The organism is Kolteria novifilia (assembly GCA_007748055.1).
Taxonomy (GTDB): Bacteria; Planctomycetota; Planctomycetia; order Kolteriales; family Kolteriaceae; genus Kolteria; species Kolteria novifilia.
The window spans coordinates 2385613-2404351 of the sequence record CP036279.1 but is presented as its reverse complement, the minus strand read 5'-3'; the positions used below and the strand labels follow the sequence as shown (position 1 = coordinate 2404351).

Sequence of the window (18739 nt, the reverse complement as noted above, 5' to 3'; positions counted from 1 at the left end):
CGACCTTCACTCCATGATGAGGCGAACCATCCGTGAGCGACCGTGAGACCCTGCTAGTCGTCGCCACCACCATCATCTGGCTCTCCGCCATCGCGGGGGGCTTGTTCGCCCTCTGGTTGCGAGGAACGAAGTCGGCCAAGCGGACCCTGGGATTGGGCAACGCGGCCGCCGGGGGAATCTTTCTGGCGATCGGTCTCATCCACATCCTCCCCGACGCGAGCGACGGACTCTCCGGCGTCTCCCGTTTGATGGGAGGCTATCCGGTAGCGGGCCTCGCATGCAGCCTCGGGTTCCTCGTCCTCTTTTCCATCGAACGCGTCGTCCTCTCCTCCGCTCACCATCACGACGAACCAAGCACCCAATCGGTGGTTGAAGGGACGGAGGAAACCGCCCAGCCAAGCTGGCTCTTTCCCTTGGTTCTGCTGACCGTTCTCGCGTTTCACTCGTTCATGGCGGGGGTGGCCCTTGGCTTGCCCGAAGACTTGATCACCGCCATGGTGCTCACCGGGGCGATCCTCGCGCACAAGGGATCGGCGGCATTCGCCCTCGCGGTCAGCATGCTCCGAGTCGGGATGCCGCGTGGCACGATCTTCATCTTGGTGATGGTCTTCTCCCTGATGACCCCGCTCGGCGTCGGAGGGGGTTACCTGCTCGGCGAACTCCTCCAAGGAAGTGACGTGCATGCGGTCTCGTCCATGGTGCTCGCGTTCGCCGCGGGGACGTTCTTGTACATCGCCGCGATCGACATCCTGCATGCCGAGTTCGCGTTCCCGCTCGATCGCTACCCGAAATTTCTCGCGGTTTGTCTCGGTTTCGCGCTGACGGCTGCCGTGGCGATCTGGTGCTAGCAGCCTGCGAAGGGGTTCTTCTCTTCTCGGACACGTCATCACATGCGTCGTGGCCCACAGGCGCCCCCATCGTGAGTAAGCCGCATACGCCTCTCCGTTAAGCAATAGACCCGATCTTGGTCGTCCCACGTTGCTCGTCAATCGGAGCCAGTGGAGCAGAGAGGAGACGTTCGTTCAGTCTCCTTTCCTCGAGCACTCCCACCTTGATAAGGCGCCTTCGTGCCTGCATTCCCCCTTTTGCCGTGCGATCGAGACCACCCGGCCAGGCTCCCTCCCAAGAGGTCCTCCGCAACTCGTTAGATTTTCGTGAACCACCATTGTCATACAACGTAATACCATGTAATTCTGATAGGGTCGCCAGGGACAAGGCGCCAGGCAAGGAGTATTCACGCCATGAATCGACTCGTTTCTCTCGTCCTCGGAACGCTGCTGCTCCTCGGGCTGTTGGGGCGCGCGGGCGCGGAGGACGCCGAGACCCAAACCCGTCTCTTCTTCCAGGATGGCCAGACGCAAGAGCTACATTGGGCCGACGTCTCCAAGGACCTGATCCTCGAACTCGGCGAACCGACCACGATCGCCGGATTCCCCAAGATCGACCCCGAGAAGCAAACACTCCTGCAGATGGCCGAGGGCAATGGTTTTCTCATGGTCGGCGTCCGAGACCACGACAACGGCAACCACGAGAGCGGCTGGGTGCTCGCCCACACCGGCGTCGAACATCATGACCACGGCGACCATGCCGACTGGAAGTACCCCGCCACTCCCGTGACGTGGCAACATCGACTCGACGACAACCAGGGAAACCCCGCCCACCTCTACCGCTATGGAGGCGTCTTCTACCTCGCCAACGACCGAGCGGACGGCTACACGCGGCTCGATCCGCGGGACTATGGTCTCGATCGCCGGAACCAACGGGTGCTGGGGACTCCTCGGTTTGTTCAAGGGGGAGGCAATCACATCACGCTTGGGGTCGCGAACGATCGCGTCGGCTATGCGACCTGGATCGATGGCGGTGGCCCGAACATGGGACGTGTCGACGTGACCCGGATCAAGAAGGATGCGGACTCGGAGATCGCCTACTCGTTTCACCTGCCCCACGGCGGGCTGCACGGGGTCACCGTCAACGAGGGCAAGGTCTTCTTCGCTCCCAGCGACGGGATCTACTGGTGTGACGTCGACGAGCGGACCGAGAAGTCAACCGAAGAGGTGATGCCGCATCACCTCTCCTTGGGGAAGGATGACGAATCGGGCAAGCCGCGCCGGACGGGAGCGTTCACCAACCACAAGCAGTACGTCCTATTCGTCACCGGCAAGGGGGAGAACGCTGAGCTCGTCATCCTCAATGCCCGCTCGTCGCATCCTCAACTGCTGCTGGTTCCGCTCGCGATGAGCGAGGAAAACGGTCCCGTCACGCCCAAGGTCGTGCGGACGGCGCAGGGTCGAGAGCTGGCGTTCGTCTTCCACAACCATCCCGCCGAGACCAAAGCCGACGACGAACTGAGCATCATCGATCTCGATCCCAATCGCGATCGAGACGTCAGTGACGCGGCGGTCGTCAAACGCATGAAGGTGGGAGCGAGTGATGTCCACAGCCACTTCGGCCATCACGGGATCGCGTTCGACGCGGACGGTCGGCGGGCCTACTTCACCAACCCAGGCGACGGGACGATCACCGTCCTCGCGCTGAACGACCTCGAAGAGAAGGCGACGTTCCCCGTCGGCGGCAAGCCGGGGGCGATCATCGCTCGCGGCGGCGTCGAGTCCGATCACTAAACGCGGCGGCGTTCGCGACTGCCAGCCATGACCAATCGTTTCTGGTGGCACACCGGTTCACCCTATCGGCTAACCCCGGTCGTTCGCGATGGGTCACGGCCCAACCTACGGTCCATGCGTCGGGTGCCACTGGCGGCTCGTCAGCCAGTGCGTCCATGCGGTAGCCCACCGGCCCAGCGTACGGATTGATCGCGAGTCTCGCGACCACTGCTCCCGTGGCCGTTCGGGTGTCGCTGCGCGCTCGCGGACCGTTTCTCCCTTTGGTTCAGAATCACAACACGATGGAAGGAATCAGAAGATGATTAAGGTGCGCCCCCGGTTCGCGATGACGTTGATCGAACTCCTCGTCGTCATCGCGATCATCGGAGTCCTTGTCGCGATGCTCTTGCCGGCGATTCAGGAGGCGAGGCGAGCGGCTTGTCGGATGCAAAGTGCGAACAACCTCAAGCAGCTCGGCATCGCGCTGCACAACTACGCGGAGGCTCACGGCGTCCTGCCTCCCCAGGGAACCACCGACTCGAACTACAGCTACTCCGTCCATGCCTACATCCTGCCCTACCTCGATGGCGAAGCGGCGTACAACCGAATCAACTTCAACTTGCCGACGACCGCCGGTGGCGGTGGTTCGCGAACGCTGCTTGCCGAGCATACCAGCATCGCTCGTTCGGCCCTGTCGACGTTCATTTGTCCCTGCGACTCGCGGAACCCCGTCTTCGACGCCTCGGCGACCTACATCGGCGAAGTGATGGGGGGGACGAGCTATGCCGTCAACGCCGGTACAGGCAACGCCGCGAACAACTACTACGACGCTTCGGTGCCGAACGACGGGCTCTTCTGGAAGTCCTCGGCGGTGCGGTTTGGAGCGATCAACGATGGACTCTCCAAGACGATGATGATGGCCGATCAACTGCTGGCCCCAGGCAGTTCGAGTTACACCGGCGATCAACCGCCCCAGCGACAACGATGGGCGCTAAACATTGCCGCCGGCCCTCCGCCCTCGGTCGGCCTGACGCCTCCTCCAAGCGAGACGACCTGCGGCAATGTGACCGTCGGGAGTAGCTGGAGTGGGAACCGCGGGTCGATCTGGTTCATCGGCGCCCATCATCTAAATAGCTTCAACACCGCCCTTCCCCCAAACAGTGCCATTCCCGATTGCACCGGACACGGACGGGGTTGGTTCGCGGCGCGAAGCAATCATGTCGGCGGCGTCAACGCGGTCTTCGCGGACGGAGCGGTCGCTTTCCTCAACGACTCGATGGACCTCGGCGTCTGGCAAGCCCTTTCGACCCGGGCCGGCGGTGAGATCACCGATGGACTGTAGCAAGTGACTCTTCCGCGAACGCGCGAGCGCGAGGGGGGGGGCGAACGCGAGAGTTCGGCGGAGGGTGATTGTTGAAACTATTACAAACCGCGCCCCGGAGGATCTTTTGCCCGAAACCAAACGGAAGGAGCGGTTGTTTGATCGTTTGAGCCGACTCCTTCCCTCGCTGTCCACTGCCGTGCCCCTGGGAAGAGACGCCATCGGCTGGCAGGCGAGCACGTCGTGTCTTCCCAAGAATGTCGCCGCGTGATAGATGCCTGTCGATCAAGTGACGTGACCATGGACGGGTACGCGGTCCAGGAAGTACGGAGACTCTCGATGAGAGCGATCATCGCGACGATGATGCTGGTTGGCTTGACGACGTCGATGGCCGAAGGGGGCCCTCGCGGCCATCACCCGCGGCATCACCACCACCGTCCCCGAGTCGGCATTCCCGTTCGACGCGGCCCGGTCGTGGTGCGGCCGTCACCCGTGGTCGCGACCGTTCGAGCCGCGGCCTACTTATTGGCTCCACCACGAAACCACGTAGTCGTCGTGGTGGGAGGGCACACCTACTATCGGGATGGGAGCGTCTTCTATCGACCGGCGATCGTCGAGGGACGGAAAGTCTACGTCCAAACGGCGCCGCCGGTGGGGACGGTGATCACGACCCTCCCCGATACCCCCGAGGAAGTCGTCGTCAACGGCGAAGTTTACTACCGCGCGAGTTCGACCTTTTATCGAGCCGAGCCGAGCCCTAGCGTGGAAGTGCCGCAGTACAAAGTCGTGCGTCCCCCCGTCGGTTCGTTTGTCGAAGAGTTGCCCGATGGGGCCACGAAGCAGACGCGCGACGATGGCTCGGCGGTCTACATCGCCGAGGGGGTCGAGTATCTGCCGGTGCAAGTCGCCGGGAAGTCGCAGTACGTCGTCGTCCGCTAGTCTCCTGATCGATCAATTCACTGCGCAAGAGACTCTTGGGTGCCATGCTCACGCTTGTCGTGAGCATGGCACCCGGAGTCGTGACATCGTAGCGTCACCTTGGTGATATGACGCTAGGTCGTCACGCCGGCGGTCTCCAGGATGGCTTGGGCGGCGACCTTCGCCCCATCGCAGGCCATCGGCTCCTTGACTTCAAGCGCGAGGGTCTCGAGCATCGCGTCGCGAAGGCCGTTGCGAAAGAACGTCTCCTGGTCGACGCAGAGCGCCTTGCCCCACTGCCGCAAGCCGCGATCAAGCGCCGCGTGCTCGGAGAAGCCGTCGCGACTCGTGTAGAGCAGTGGCGTTTCGGTCGAGACGCAATCGGCGACGATCCCGTATCCCGCCTTACCGATGACTAGATCGGAGGAGGCGATCACGTCCTGCCCCTCGAATCGGACCGGATCGATGACGCTGACCCGTCCGTGGGGCGCCGATCCATCTCCCAGACAGACGAACTCGAAGTCATCCATCTCGTCGAGGCGATCCCAATCGAAGTGGGAGGGCCACTGGCCGAGGTAGAGCACGGCCCAACGACGCGAGGGGTCGAGGTCGTGATACCCCGCGAGCGCCGGCCGAATCGACGTCGGTTCACGCGCCACCAGCGGGATCGACTCGCATTGGGGAAACTCGGGCATCGGGTCGGAAAAGGGAAGCCGGAGCCAGCGTGTGGCCGAGATGTAGTCCTCGCGAACGCGATCGACCAGCGGCGCGAACTCCTCGCGGCGCGGTCCGAGTTCTTCCAGCAAGGAGCCGTAGATGCCCGCCCAGTGGAAGTTGCTGATCGCGATGGACGGGATACCCGCCTTGGCGGCAGCGCGAAGGGGCAATGCCGGAACATCGGCGACGATGACGTCGACCTCTTCTCGCTTGAGGAAATCGACCTCTTCGTCGAGCTTGGCGCGCCACTCCTCCTCGAGGGCGGCGTACTTCTCGAAGGTCGCGACCACATCGGTATGAAAGCTGTCCCGCTGAACCGTCCCACAGTCGAAACGTTCGGGAATCAGGTCATACGGCCGGCGAATCTCCTGCTCGAGAAAGACCGGCGCGACACACGAACGAACGATGACTCGCTGCGATCGAGGAATCTCGTTGATCACGGCCGCCGATCGGACGGAGTGTCCCAACCCATGAGCCGTGATGTAGTAGCAAACCGCCAAGTAGACCTCCGCGAAATGAGATTCCGGGGCGTGGCCGAAGAAGTGACCGCAGTCCTTCTCGCCCTGCCGCCGGAGATACCCAAACGGCCCAAGCCGCAATGTCTCAAAGGGTTATAACTTTGTCCGCTCCCCAATCAAGGTGCCGGGACAAACGTCACGGGAGCTTCATGAGCAGTCGCGCGGGCCGACGCGCCAGTCCTGTGGAGTCGTCGCTCGCCCATCTTCGAGTCGCTCCCGGTCAGACGGACGCCCCGCTCCGTTCGAACGAACGGAGTTTTCGGTAGATCAGATGTCCTAGTGGCCGTACCTAGGTCTAACGAGCGACATTGACGGTGGTGACGATTGCGGGAGCGACCCTGCCCGGTTCGGCCCCTGAAGTCCATGACGGAGGGGGAGGAAGACGTCGCGAACGGGGGAGCCAAGATCACTTCGACACGAGCCCCCGCGAAACGCGATCGCTGAAAAAGCGGATACGGACCGAACCGCCTGGTGGCGCGGTCCGCGTCCTCGACGCGGCAGGATCCTTTCCCCGTTCGATCCTGTCGCCGAAAGTCCAGGGCGAGGTGAGGTTCATCGCCACGTCCCAGCGCGAGAGAGGGATTCTCTCGCCGACCCAGGTGGGTCGTTCCACTCTTGAGACGAAATCGCCGCGATCGGCCCGTCAATTTGCGGCAGGAACAATTCTCTCGGTCGCCAAGGGTTATTAGAATGAAGGCGTATGGACTTCGCCAGCCGCATCAGTGTCACCTGCTTCGTCGCGAGCTACGCCGTCAGTTTGGGCGGAGAGCTTGTGCGCATTTTCCGCCAGAGCCGTTGGGCTCGGTGGGTGGCGACCGGTGGTGCGCTGGCGGGAATCTTCGCTCAAACGCTCTACCTCCTGGCGATCGGCCTCGACTGGGGCCGGCTGCCGATCAACTCGCAGTTCACCACGCTAATCACGGTGAGCTGGCTGATCAGCCTGATCTACATCTACCTGTTGCTGCACGATCGACGCTTGGTGGCGGGAATCTTCATCTTGCCAGTGAGCATCGGGCTGTGCCTCTATGCCGCCACGCTCTCGCCGCGGGGAACACCGCAGCAGGGCGAGGGCAATCGGCTTATTGGCGTGACTCACGGCATCCTGCTTCTCGTCGGCACGGCGCTCGTGATCATCGCCTTCGTGGCGGCGCTGATGTACCTGGTAAAGTACCGCCAACTCAAATCGGGACGGATTCGCAGTTCGCTGCGTCTGCCAAGCCTCGAGAAGATCGATCGGATGCACGGCACCGTCGTCTATCTCGCCTGGCCGCTCTTGACGCTCGGTATCGGCCTGGGACTGTCCCTTCGCCAACTCCATTTGCTTGATCCCAAGGTTCTCACGACGATCCTCGCGTGGGGGGTGTTCACATTTCTCGTTCATTGCCGCTACCGACCGGAGAATCGTGGGCGAAAGCTCGCGCTCTTGACGATCGTCGCCTTTGTCGTCGTTTTGGTGAGCGTCCTTGGGGATCCCATCTTCGGGACTGGGCATCAGCCTCTGTTGGAGGCTGCCCCATGAAGCTCCTGTGCGTCGGCCTCAACTGGAAAACGCCGGTCAAGATCCGCGAGCAACTCTCCTTCGACGCGGAGGAGGCTCAGGGAGTCTTGGCCAAGCTACAAGATCGCTTTCCCAACGCGGAGTTCGCCGTCCTCAGTACCTGCAACCGGACGGAAATCTACTCGGCCGAGCCGACCCAGGAGTCCTCGATTGGGGTCGAGGGGCTCTGCGAGTTTTTTGCGGAGGTGAAGAACCAGCCACTCTCGGAGTTCTACGACTACCTCTACCTGCACGAGGACGCGGGGACGGCGCTTCACTTGTTCAACGTCGCCTCGGGCCTCGACAGCCTGATCCTGGGAGAGGCCCAGATCCTCGGCCAGGTCAAGATCGCCTATCAGCAGGCGATCGACTGTCGCACCATCGGGAAAATCCTCCATCCCCTCTTCCAGCGCGCCCTGGGCGTCGCCAAACGAGTTCACACCGAGACCTCGTTGGCCAAAGGACGTCTCTCGATCGCCAGCGCCGCGATCGACTACCTTCGAGGGGTCTTCGAGACCTTCTCCGACAAGAGAGTCCTGGTCATTGGGGCCGGCAAGATGGCCGAGCTGGTCATGGTCCACTTGCGGGAACTCGAACCGGGTCGCGTCGAGATCTGCAACCGCACCGAAGCCCCGGCCCTCGACCTCGCCCAGCGGATGGGGGGGCACTACCGCCCCATGGCGGAGCTTCACCAAGCCCTGGCCGATGCCGACATCGTCGTCTCGAGCACCGGCGCCGAGGAGCCGATCGTCAAATCCGCTGACTTCGCCAAGTTGATGGAGCAACGGCGCAGCCGCTGGTTGGCGGTCATCGATATCGCGGTGCCACGCGACTTCGATCCGGCGATCGCCGACTTCGACAACGTCTGGCTTTGGAACATCGACGACTTGGAGAAGGTCCGCTACAAGACCATCCGTTCCCGGGAGCGCGAACTCGATCACGCCCTGAAGATCATCGATCACGAGACCGCGGCCTTCGAAGCGACGATGGCCATCAAGCAAAGTGGCCCGGTGATCGGTCGGCTTGAGGCGGGCTATCAGGAGATCATCGAGCAGGAACTCGATTGGCTCCTGCCGCAGCTCAACGGGCTCCCCGAGGATCAGAAGGAAAAGATCCGCTACTTCGCCCATCGGCTCAAGAACAAGTTCCTCCATCCTCCCAAGGCGGCCCTACGAGCCCAGGCGCACGCCGGCGAGCATCACGGACTGCTCGACGCCTTCCGCAAGCTCTTCGGCCTGGAGACGTGATCTCCAACTCACTTCTCCAAGCCAGGAAGCACCAAGCGACCCTCGCGGGCTTGGCTTCGGAGAGGTCGGCGACGCGGTGAGCCGGGTGAGGGAGATTCCGGATCGGAAGATCAACGCTACGTCGCGAATGCGAACCCCCTCACCCCTAACCCCTCTCCCACCGGGAGAGGGGAACAAGAGGCTCACTCTCCCACGGGGAGAGGGGAGTAAGAGCCTGACGAAGCGGATCTTAAGGCGCCATCTACATTTCGCGAACGACTTCGTCCGGGCGATCGTGATGGCCGCGGTAGAGGCGGTAGGGTGGAAAGAGCCGACGTCCGATCATGCCGCCGATCGACGCGATAAAGACCATGAAGGCTAGCTCCGGCAATCCCACCGAGGCATAACCGAAGAGGACGAGGACCAATCGGAGACCGTAGATCCCGAATCCACAAAGCATCCCCTGGATGAATCCGCTCTTGGTCCAAGCCCCGGCCAACATCCCGCCGAGCAGATACGCGATCCCGGAGAGCAGAAGCTGACTATCGCTGAGCATCCCCTCGATCGTCGCGGGATTCAGCCCACTCTTCAGTCGCATCAGCAGCCTGATCAACGAATTGAGCCCGCCATCAGCGAAACGTCCGACCAGCACGCCGAGACAAAGCTGTGCCCAACGGACCGAGAAACGAACGCGCATCTCCGAGAACTGTGGCGCGTTGAGAGCCTCGGCTTCCTTGGGCGGAGCAAGAGGATCCTCCTCCGGCTCAACCTTCTCCGGCATCGCGGCGGCGCGAACCCCAAAGAGGTACCCGACCACCGTTCCCAACGCCGGCAGAAGCACCCAGTCGGTCCAAGGAGCGTTCCACTCGATGAGAAAGTCGCGCATCAGCATCATGCCGATCGGACTGGCCAGCCCGACCCAGAGCCCGATCGTCGGCGCCAAACTGACGCGTGGCAGCGCCATCATGACGCCGATCGCCACGCCGACCAACGTCACCGCATAGGTCCCACAAATGAAAATGGCCGGATGGGTCGTCGGGAGATTGACCGGCTTGGTCCCCATGAGCGCGACGCACAGGATGAACGCATAGCCGCCGAAGGCGATGATGACTTGGGACAGAATGAACGCGATGAGCCATTGGCCGACGAACGAGAAGAGCCCCGGTTCCTTCTCTTGAAGGTTCATCGGCTTGGCGGCATTTTCCTGAACGTCGCGCAGCAGGGAAAGCCGCATGCGAGCGCCGCATTCCGGACAAATCGACCGGTTGGCGTCATCGGTGATGAACTGGCACCGCGGGCATTCCATCGGCATCTTGACAAGATCCTCTCAGATGGCCCCCGCTCGACGTTCATGGGCGGGAGCGGGCGGCGTTTACTGCTAGTCTAACTCGCTCTTGAGCCAAAATGACGACTTCCGCGCGGGAAATCGGTCGGAAAGTGATGCTGGCGAACTACTTGGGAACCTACCAAGTCGACTCGGCTTGGCCAAATTCCTCGCCGGTTCGTGGAGAAAGGGAACCATCGGCCGGTCAATCACGTCCAAGGTTCGAGGGGAAGATTCACATCTTGCAGCCGGGTATCCGTTGAAAAGCTTGATGCCCGGGCCGGGGGCATTTACCCTAACTCTCAGGGCTACTTTACTTTCGACCGACAGGAGAGAGAGATGATCGTACCTTTGTGGCTTCGCGGCTTGTCGCTGGTGCTTTTGGCGATGATTCTCGCGTCCCCATCGGCGGTCTTCGCGCAATCCGACGCGGCGAAGAGCAAGACCGATGCGGCCGCGGACGCGGATGACGATGACGACGACGAGCCGACCGTCAAGTTCGGGGCCGGTCGCGACACCGCCAAGAAGGACGCCGACGCGAAAGCCGACCCCAAGGAGAAGAGCGGCTCCAAGGACGCGAAGGACTCCAAGAGCAAAAAAGACGACGAGGAAAAGAAAGAGGTCGACCGGGACAAGGAAAAGGCACTTCGTCTGCTCACCAAAAAGTTAGGCCGCAAGAGGGACGGCTACTTCGTCGTCATGTTCAAGGAGGCCGTTCCCCAGAGTCGCTACACCGATGGCGGGGACCAACTCCCCGGCTTCGACTGGAAGGACAACACGCACTTCCGCGTCCTTGAGGGTCGCGATCAAGCCGCGGACGTCCTCTACGATTACCTTACCGAGTTCGGCCCGATCGAGACCAAGTCCCGCAGTCGCCGTTCGCGTAGTCGTGACCGAGACGCGCAACCCTCCAAGCCGAACCCGCAGCGCGACTTTCAGATGATCCGCTGGTTCCCCGACAGCGCCACGGCGATGAACTTCCAGACCTTCGCCGTCAACAAGTACAACGCTCAAAAGAAGGCGTACGAAGAACGGATGAAAGCCCGCAACACCCGCTAGGGCTCTGTTCCAACTCGAAATTGGTGTTGGTGTATCCTTAACCGTTTGGCACTGGCTGACAAGCAGCCGGCGGCCCCCGAGATTTGGATGGCCTAGGATACCAGCGCGATCGATCACGTTATCGACAAGATCCATCGAGACCGGGAACCCTGCGTCCCCGGTCTCGTTTCTTTTTCCCATCCTGCGTGCTCGCGCAACTTGCTCAACGTTTGAAAACTGACCTTGCCTCCGATTGGAATTGCGCGCATAAGCCCATCCTTCGACAAGAATCAGCGATCGATTCCAGGTCTTCCCGGGAAAGCGACCTTCGCCCCCGAGGGGAGGATGCCATGCACGGCTTGGGCCGCGCTTCACTCATCTTGTTGGCGTTGACGGCCGGGTGCGTCTCGGTGCCGGCGACGTTCGAGGATCCGACGACGGTGTCGTGCGACAACTTCGACTTGGTCTGGGAGACCACCGTCGATGTGCTCGAACGATACTTCGAGATCGGCTACGAGAACCGCTATGACGGCCGGATCGAAACCCAGCCCCTCTCGGCGGCGACGTGGTTCGAACCCTGGCGGCATGACTCGATCGGCTTCGAGCAACGACTGGAAGCGTCGTTGCAAACGATCCGGCGCCGGGCCTTCGTCTTGATCCAGCCCGCGCCCACCGGCGGTTTCACCATCCTCGTCGAGGTCTACAAGGAACTCGAGGATCTGCCGCAGAACCCGACATCGTTCCTGGGTGAAACCGGCATCATCACGAGCATCGAGCCGACCACCGAAACGCTCGTGACCTCCGCGGTCCCGGTCGCCGCCGGTTGGATCTCGCTCGGTCGTGATCCGCTGCTCGAATATCGCATCATCGAGGAGATTCACAAGAAGCTCGGCATCTGTGGCTGCACGCCCTGCGCGACTCCGGGCATGACACCCGCGATGACCCCTGGCGTTTCCGTCCCCGCGGGGACTCCCGTCGCCGTTCCGGTGGGCACTCCGTAGTGCTTCGTTCCAACTTGACGTCTCCGTTGGTGTGGGCCTATCCCCTTGGCAGTGGCTGACAAGCAGCCAGTGGCACCACAAGCTCTTATTGGACCGGAGTACTCGTATCCGGTGCTCGATTCGATGCCGGCCGCGAATCAGGCGAATGGTGGTGGTTGCCGACGACGGGGCTGGTGGACTAAGCTGTACGTAGCGTCGAGTCGAACGACTCTTCGAGACACGACAGATCGTTCAAAACCTGTAGAACGAAGTACTTCAAGCAACGCGAGTGCTCGTTGACGGGACACGCCCGGCCGCGTTTCACTTCGCTCAACGCCTGTTCGACGACCAACGATGGACATCACCAGGGCCTATCACGAATGGTTGGGAATCGACGAGTCGATCGCGCAACCGAACCACTATCAGCTTCTCGGTCTCGAGAACTTCGAAGCCAATCCCGACACAATCCACCGCGCCGCGTTGACGCGGATCGCCAAACTGCGCCCCTACCAAGCCGGCCAGCATAGCGAACTCTCCCAAGAGCTCATGAATCAGATCTCCATGGCGCGCGTCTGCCTGCTCGACGCCGAGGCCAAGGGAGAATACGACCTTCAACTCAACCTGGGATCGCGCAAGGGAGCCGAGAAACCCAAGGATTCCACCGCCCCCGATGTCGACGCCGCCCGTCTCGCGGCTATCACCGGTTCGGAGGCTCCGCCGCCGCGCGCCTGGTCGAAGGAACCCGAGCCCGAACCGGTCGACGAAGATGACGAACTCGAGGAAGACGAGGAGTGGGAGGACGAGGACGAAGCGACTTCGGGAAAGGGTCGCCGTCTGGTTCTCGCCGGTGGATCGATCGCCGTCGCCTTGGTGGTGGGAGCCCTGGCATACTCGTTTCTCCTTCCCCAGCAATCGGCCTCCACCGAGAACGGCCTCGGCGCCAACGGCCGACCGCCCCTGGAATTGCCCCCGGTCGCGGCTAACGAACAAGTCCTCTATGAAGCGGCTTTCGACGATGAACTGGGAGCCCAGGAATTCTGCCGCATCGGCTTTCCATCGACCCTCCTGCCGATCAAGCCGGCCGAGTCCACGCTCGATCTCTCCGTCGACGGCGCGGCTCGACGCGGGCTCTTTCTGCCAATGCCCAAGGGGAACTTTCGGCTCCTCTTGCGGGTGAACGAGCACTCATTCACGGACCTCGCCCAACGGGTTGTCGTCGGGGCGTTCCGTACCCCCAACGAACTGGTCGGCGCCGAGTCGAGTCGTGCCGAAGCGGGATCGGCCCTGACTCTCCGCGTTCAGGACGAGCAGCGATTGTCGCGCCGAGGACGGGGAATTCCGCCCGGTCCGTGCTGGATCGAGCTACGCCGTACGGGTAAGACCTGGTCCGTCGGCGTCAGCGACGACGGCAAGTCATTCACCAACGTCGCCTCCTCCGACACCGTGATCGAGCCGGTCGCTCTCGGGATTCTCGTCTCCAACGCAAGTACCAAGGATCTCAAGTACTCGATCGACCACCTTCGGCTCGAAGGGGGTGATGTCGCGTATCGCAAGAGCCTTGACGACCAGTGGCCTCGAACGCTCGCCGCCCCGACCGCGGATGAGTCCGAGGAGTACTTCGGGACGCCCACCACCATCGATGGCGATCTCCTCTCGACGCGCTACACCTTCGAGCGCCAACCGGAGATCGAGGCCTGGGGCGGGAAACTCAACGACGTCGCGGGGGTCGACGTCTACGCCGGCCGAACGGTCCAGCTCGGCCCCATCACCGACCCGCGCCGCGTCCTGCTCAGCTTTCGTCTAGGGCAACCCACGACGTCGGTGCAGTTGTACTTCTCCGATGGCGGCGAGTTGTCCCTCGATCCGAAGAACGGCACCATCGGTAGCAAGCGCGGTCGGCGACTCGCGTTTCCGTTCGAGGCCGACAAACTCTACGAGCTGCGTCTGGAGCGCAAGGCCGCAGACACCTACCGTGTCGCGGTCGACAACAAGGAGATTCTCATCACCGATCCAGGATTCGGTGGGCGACTCTCCTTGAAGGTCGGGGGTCAGGGCCACCTTCAAGTCACCGGCTTCGAGATGGACGGCCCCTTCGCCGGACTCGACTATTTTCTCGCGAGTCTTCGCAAGGACGCCAAGGCGATCGAAAGCCTCAAGGCTCATACCACCGATCCGAAGAAGGGCTCGGCATCACCCCGCGGCGCCAGCCCGGAGCTGATCGCTCGACTCCACGGCCCGCCGCGACCGCTCGATGGCCCCCGCGGAACCCCGATACATCTAGACTTGGTCAACTCCGACCGTGACGAACGTCATCCGTCGCTCGACCCGACGCGAATGCACTTGGTCTTTCAGCGGAGCACCCCCGACGAGTCGCGCCTGCTTCGAGCGGAGCGAGAGGAGGCGACGAACAACTTCCAAGACTTGCTTCATTTCTCGAAGCTCTCCGAGGCAAAGAGTCCCCAGACGCCCGCGATCAGTCCCGATGCGAAGGAAATGCTCTTCACCGATAACAAGTTCGGCCCCTACCAGCTCTTCGTGATGCGGCGATCGACCGACGGGATGTTCCAGGCGCCTGACGTCATCCATGAGTTGCGTTCCCACCTAAGCGTGACCGAACCGGCGTTCACCGCCGACGGGTTGACGCTCTACTACGTGATCGACCGACCGGAAGGCAAGAAGGTCTACCAAACCCAACGCTCCGCCACCGACTGGCCCTTCGAGAAGACCGCGCCCCTCCCCTTCCCGTTCGACTACCACTCGCCGAGCGTCACCGCCGACGGGCTGACGATGTACCTCGAGGGTCCGCTCGAGGATGGTCGTCGTGGCATCTTTCAATCGAAGCGTTCGGCTCTCGACGCCCCGTGGACGGTCCCGGTTCCGTTGCCGAACCTTGCGGATCCGAACGCCGAGGTCGGCGACGTCAGCCCCTTTGTCACGGCGGATGGCAAGTGGCTCTACTTCGCCAGCGACCGTCCAGGCGGCGTGGGTGGCTTCGACCTGTGGACGGTGCATCTCCCCCAGGAGATCATCGACGGCCCGCCCTTCGATCAGACTCCCTCGCCGGCGGAAGCGGTCGATCCCCGGATGTTGGCCGAGGTCGTTCCGATTCCCAATGGGCGCATCACCGAGGGCATGGTTCTCGGCCCCTTGCCGGAGGAGGAACTTCCCATGGGAGCCGGGGAGAAGCAGTGTGTCCGGGTCGCCGATCGGTTGACCCGCCGGCTCCGGGAGATTCCCACGGACAAGGTTGGGACACTGACATGGAAGCGGCGAGTCTTTGAGAAGATGGACGAACCAGGCGCGTACCTCGTCTACGTTCCGCTCCACTTCGAGGTCAGCCAGAAGATCGTGCTCCAAGCGGAGGACCTTCCCGGGCAAGCCTTCCTGAGGCTCGACGGTCGGCGCGTGCCCCTTGAGGCGGTTCGGCGAACTTCGAACCCGAGAGATCCCTGGGAACGGTTCCGGGGGCTCTACGAGTCGAAGCTCGTGCTCGCCAAACCGGGGCAGCGGCCGTTGGTCGGCTTACTCTGTGTCGGAGCCGATGGGGGAACGATCAATCTTCAAGTGGTGCCCGACAATGACGTCAAACCCCTCGAGGGGGTATCGCTCGACTTTGGCGTGAGAAAGTAATCAGGTCAGCTCGTGCCACGGGCAACGCGAGATCAGTTCGACGGCCTGATCGATCTCGTCGGTCGTCACGAACCAAGCCGTCGACATTCGCACGAAGTGTCGGCTGGCCCCACTGCTGGCGACCATCTCGACTCGCCCCTCGTTCCAGAACCATTCCCGCGTCCTGAGCGCGTCGACCTTCGGCACGTCACAGGTGACCAGGGCCCCGGACAACTCCGGGTGATCGCTGGTCGCCGGCGACCATCCCACCTCGAGGAGCCGGGCACGGGCATGACTCGCCAACTCGCGCGAGCGCCGCCGAATCGCCTCCTCGCCGATCGAATCGCGAAACGCGATCACTTCGGGAATCACCATCTGTGGTGAGCGATCGGTCGTGCCTTGGAACTCGAACTGCCTGGCCCAATAGGAGGCTCCCCACCCGCTGTCGTCATCGGGTCGTTCGGGATCGAACTTCCACCCCCAACTGGTCATGAACGGGCGTAGCGTCGCTTTAACGGACTCGTGCACGTGAAGGAACCCGACCCCGACCGGAGCCATGAACCACTTGTGTCCATTGCCGCCGTAGAAGTCCGCCCCGATCTCGGCCAAGTCGAGGTCGAGCATGCCCGGGGCGTGGGCGCCGTCGACGAGCGAGAGGATCCCGCGTTGCCGGGCCAGCGCGCAGAGTCGCTTCGCCGGCATGACCAGGCCGCTCGGACTGGTGACGTGGCTAAAGAAAAGAGCTCGCGTCTCGGGCTTGAGGACGCGTCTGAACCGGTCGACGATCTCCTCGGGTTCGGCGACGTCGACGGGGATGCGGACTTCGTCGAGAGTCCACTGGTGGCGCTTCGCCAACTCCCGCCACATGAACTGCATCGCGCCGTACTCGTGGTCGGACATCGCGATCCGCGAACCGGGCGGCAACGAAAGCGACGAGGCGGCGGCATTGAGCGCTTGCGTCACGTTCGCGAAGAAGACCAGCGCCAACGGGTCGGCCCCGAGGTAGCCCGCAAACGCTCGGCGGGCTTCCTGAATCGTATCGGGCACCCGCCGCCAGTAGAAGTCGAGCGGCGCCCGCGCGAGGTGCTCCCGCCAGTCGGCGAGCTTCTCGGCCACGGGACGAGGCAGGACGGAGTACGAACCGGTGTTTAAGTACACCACCCCCGGTTCCATGCAGAGTCGTGAGCGATGCTCAAGCCACGTCTCGTCGCGAAGCGTCATCTTCTCCCCCTCGGCCGGCGCTCTCGGTTCTCTCGTTGTCGCGGAGTTTAGCAGCCCGTCGGTCTTCCCGACGGAAGCCCGATGTCTGTCGCCGTGGCGAGGGGCGCAGAGCCACCGACCGCGCGCGAACCGTATCAAGCTCGATTAGGACGTGGGCGTGCTAAGGCAAGTCGGCTTCGGCGGCCGAGGAGTGACTGGCGTCGAGATGGCTGTGACCGTCCCAATAGCAGACGCGGTTGCGGCCTCGGGTTTTGGCCGCGTAGAGTGCTTGATCGGCGAGATCGAGCAAACTCCTGGGCGTGGGATCGAAGAGCTCGTTGGTGGAGGCGACCCCGATGCTGACGGTCACCTTGGCCTCTCCCTTGCGGTGAACGAAGCGCATCCGTTCGACGTGTCGCCTCAGTCGCTCGGAGAAGGTGGATGCTCCCTCAAGGTGCTGCTCGGGCAGAATGACGACGAACTCTTCCCCGCCGTAGCGGGCGACAAGATCGACGGCGCGAACCTGTTGCCGCATCGCGTCGGCGACTTCGTTGAGCACGAGATCGCCGAAGAGGTGTCCGTAGGTGTCGTTGATCTCTTTGAAGTGGTCGATGTCGATCATTACACAGCTCATCGAGCTTTGATAGCGCTGGACCCGATCGAATTCCTGTTCGAGTCGTCGCTCGAGGTAGGAGCGGTTGTAGAGCCCGGTCAACCCGTCGATTTGCGCCTTCTGCTCGAGAAGATCCAACAAGTACTTCGTCCGGAAGGCCGAACGGACTCGAGCGCGTAGTTCGATCGGGTCGAATGGTTTGGTGACGTAGTCGACCGCCCCCATGTCGAGGGCACGGACCTTGTCCTCGGTGTGACTTTGCGCGGTGAGGAAGATGACGGGAATGAGCCGAGTGGCCGACTCTTCTTTGAGACGTCGACAGACCTCATAGCCGTCGAGGACGGGCATGTCGATGTCGAGCAGGATGACGTCCGGCTTAAGGCTCGCGACCACCGCGAGGGCCTGTTTGCCGTCATCCGCGGTACATACCTCAAATCCATCAGCGGCAAGCCGCGAGCGCACGAGTCGCTGGATGACGACGCTGTCGTCGACCAACAACACTCGACGCGAGCGCGAAGCTCCCCGCTCTTGATGGTTCTCTACATCCAAGGTCATCTTAAATAATCACTGTGACTGGAACGCCTCTTCCCCCAGTGGCAATCTCCAGACTCGCCTCTAAAGAATGAGCGATAGGTATCACGACGTCAACACGAAAAGGGAAGACCCTCGCAACTGTCGCTAACTTATCGTCATCTCTACGAGCTTGTCGATGCCCTTACTCCTTCCGTGAAGAGGAATTCTAAATTCCGCGATCGATTCCGTCCGAGAACGTCAGCGGCATCGACTCCGAATCCAGGCCCTTCGCCACCACCATTGCTGGGCCTCTAACGTGTATACGCAAGTCATACCGAAAGCGGACAAGACTTGATTCAAGAGACTCAATCGGCGTTCGCTTTTGGCTGAAGTGTGAACATCCTATGTCACTACGCTCCCGGACACCGACCGCTTTCTCAGCCTCCATGCTCTCTTCTCCCGTACGTTCCCAATCTTGGGCCGTCCCTTGTCAAAACGTCGTCACTCCCCCAAGTTCGACGTCGGAAATCGACGCAAAATGCCCTGTCCGCGTTTCCCATACCGGGTTATAGGCTCCCTGCTAGACGCGCGCTCTGGAGGACATGAAGCGCAGGATTTGATGCAA

13 protein-coding genes are annotated in these 18739 nt (G+C 62.2%); 9 read left to right on the top strand and 4 right to left on the bottom strand.

The annotated features are described in order from the left end of the window. Positions 1-32: 32 nt before the first annotated feature. The 4 genes from Pan216_RS08840 to Pan216_RS08825 all read left to right on the top strand — a co-directional run bounded on the left by Pan216_RS08840 (position 33) and on the right by Pan216_RS08825 (position 4860). Entirely contained in the window at positions 33-848 is an 816-nt protein-coding gene (locus Pan216_RS08840; RefSeq protein ID WP_145257644.1) for a ZIP family transporter, read from the top strand. Positions 849-1241: 393 nt separating this feature from the next. After that, positions 1242-2621, top strand: coding sequence for a YncE family protein (locus Pan216_RS08835; protein ID WP_145257643.1), 1380 nt, complete (start codon positions 1242-1244; stop codon positions 2619-2621). Between the two features lie 298 nt (positions 2622-2919). Beyond that, positions 2920-3942 (top strand): DUF1559 domain-containing protein, encoded by a 1023-nt coding sequence (locus Pan216_RS08830; RefSeq protein ID WP_419193432.1) that lies wholly within the window; start codon positions 2920-2922, stop codon positions 3940-3942. A 318-nt stretch (positions 3943-4260) separates the two neighbouring features. Then, positions 4261-4860 (top strand): DUF6515 family protein, encoded by a 600-nt coding sequence (locus Pan216_RS08825; RefSeq protein WP_145257641.1) that lies wholly within the window; start codon positions 4261-4263, stop codon positions 4858-4860. 113 nt (positions 4861-4973) lie between these two features. On the opposite strand, the gene Pan216_RS08820 is transcribed toward Pan216_RS08825, so the two are convergent. Beyond that, a complete protein-coding gene (locus Pan216_RS08820) occupies positions 4974-6056 on the bottom strand; it encodes a hypothetical protein (protein WP_145257640.1) in 1083 nt (360 codons plus the stop codon). 718 nt (positions 6057-6774) lie between these two features. Here Pan216_RS08820 and ccsA point away from each other — a divergent pair. Next, on the top strand, positions 6775-7593 hold the full coding sequence (gene ccsA / locus Pan216_RS08815; protein ID WP_145257639.1) for a cytochrome c biogenesis protein CcsA: 819 nt from the start codon (positions 6775-6777) through the stop codon (positions 7591-7593). Then, the gene (gene hemA / locus Pan216_RS08810; RefSeq protein WP_145257638.1) at positions 7590-8858 is read left to right on the top strand and encodes a glutamyl-tRNA reductase; all 1269 of its coding nucleotides are present in this window, start codon (positions 7590-7592) and stop codon (positions 8856-8858) included. Before ccsA ends, hemA begins: the two co-directional genes overlap by 4 nt. A gap of 241 nt (positions 8859-9099) precedes the next feature. Here hemA and Pan216_RS08805 read toward each other — a convergent pair whose 3' ends face one another. Further along, complete coding sequence (locus Pan216_RS08805; RefSeq protein WP_145257637.1) at positions 9100-10149, bottom strand: YrzE family protein; 1050 nt, start codon at positions 10147-10149, stop codon at positions 9100-9102. A 351-nt stretch (positions 10150-10500) separates the two neighbouring features. Between Pan216_RS08805 and Pan216_RS08800 the strand changes: the two genes are divergently transcribed. The 3 genes from Pan216_RS08800 to Pan216_RS08785 all read left to right on the top strand — a co-directional run bounded on the left by Pan216_RS08800 (position 10501) and on the right by Pan216_RS08785 (position 15809). Beyond that, positions 10501-11220, top strand: a complete 720-nt coding sequence (locus Pan216_RS08800; protein WP_145257636.1) for a hypothetical protein — start codon at positions 10501-10503, stop codon at positions 11218-11220. 329 nt (positions 11221-11549) lie between these two features. Next, on the top strand, positions 11550-12200 hold the full coding sequence (locus tag Pan216_RS08795; RefSeq protein WP_145257635.1) for a hypothetical protein: 651 nt from the start codon (positions 11550-11552) through the stop codon (positions 12198-12200). 333 nt (positions 12201-12533) lie between these two features. Beyond that, positions 12534-15809, top strand: a complete 3276-nt coding sequence (locus Pan216_RS08785; protein ID WP_419193431.1) for a TolB-like translocation protein — start codon at positions 12534-12536, stop codon at positions 15807-15809. Here Pan216_RS08785 and Pan216_RS08780 read toward each other — a convergent pair whose 3' ends face one another. Further along, a complete protein-coding gene (locus Pan216_RS08780; protein WP_145257632.1) occupies positions 15810-17009 on the bottom strand; it encodes an aminotransferase class V-fold PLP-dependent enzyme in 1200 nt (399 codons plus the stop codon). It lies immediately after the preceding gene. A gap of 160 nt (positions 17010-17169) precedes the next feature. Beyond that, positions 17170-18156 carry a diguanylate cyclase gene (locus Pan216_RS08775; RefSeq protein ID WP_145257631.1) on the bottom strand — a complete coding sequence of 329 codons (987 nt, stop codon included), beginning with the start codon at positions 18154-18156 and terminating at the stop codon, positions 17170-17172. Between the last annotated feature and the right edge of the window lie 583 nt (positions 18157-18739).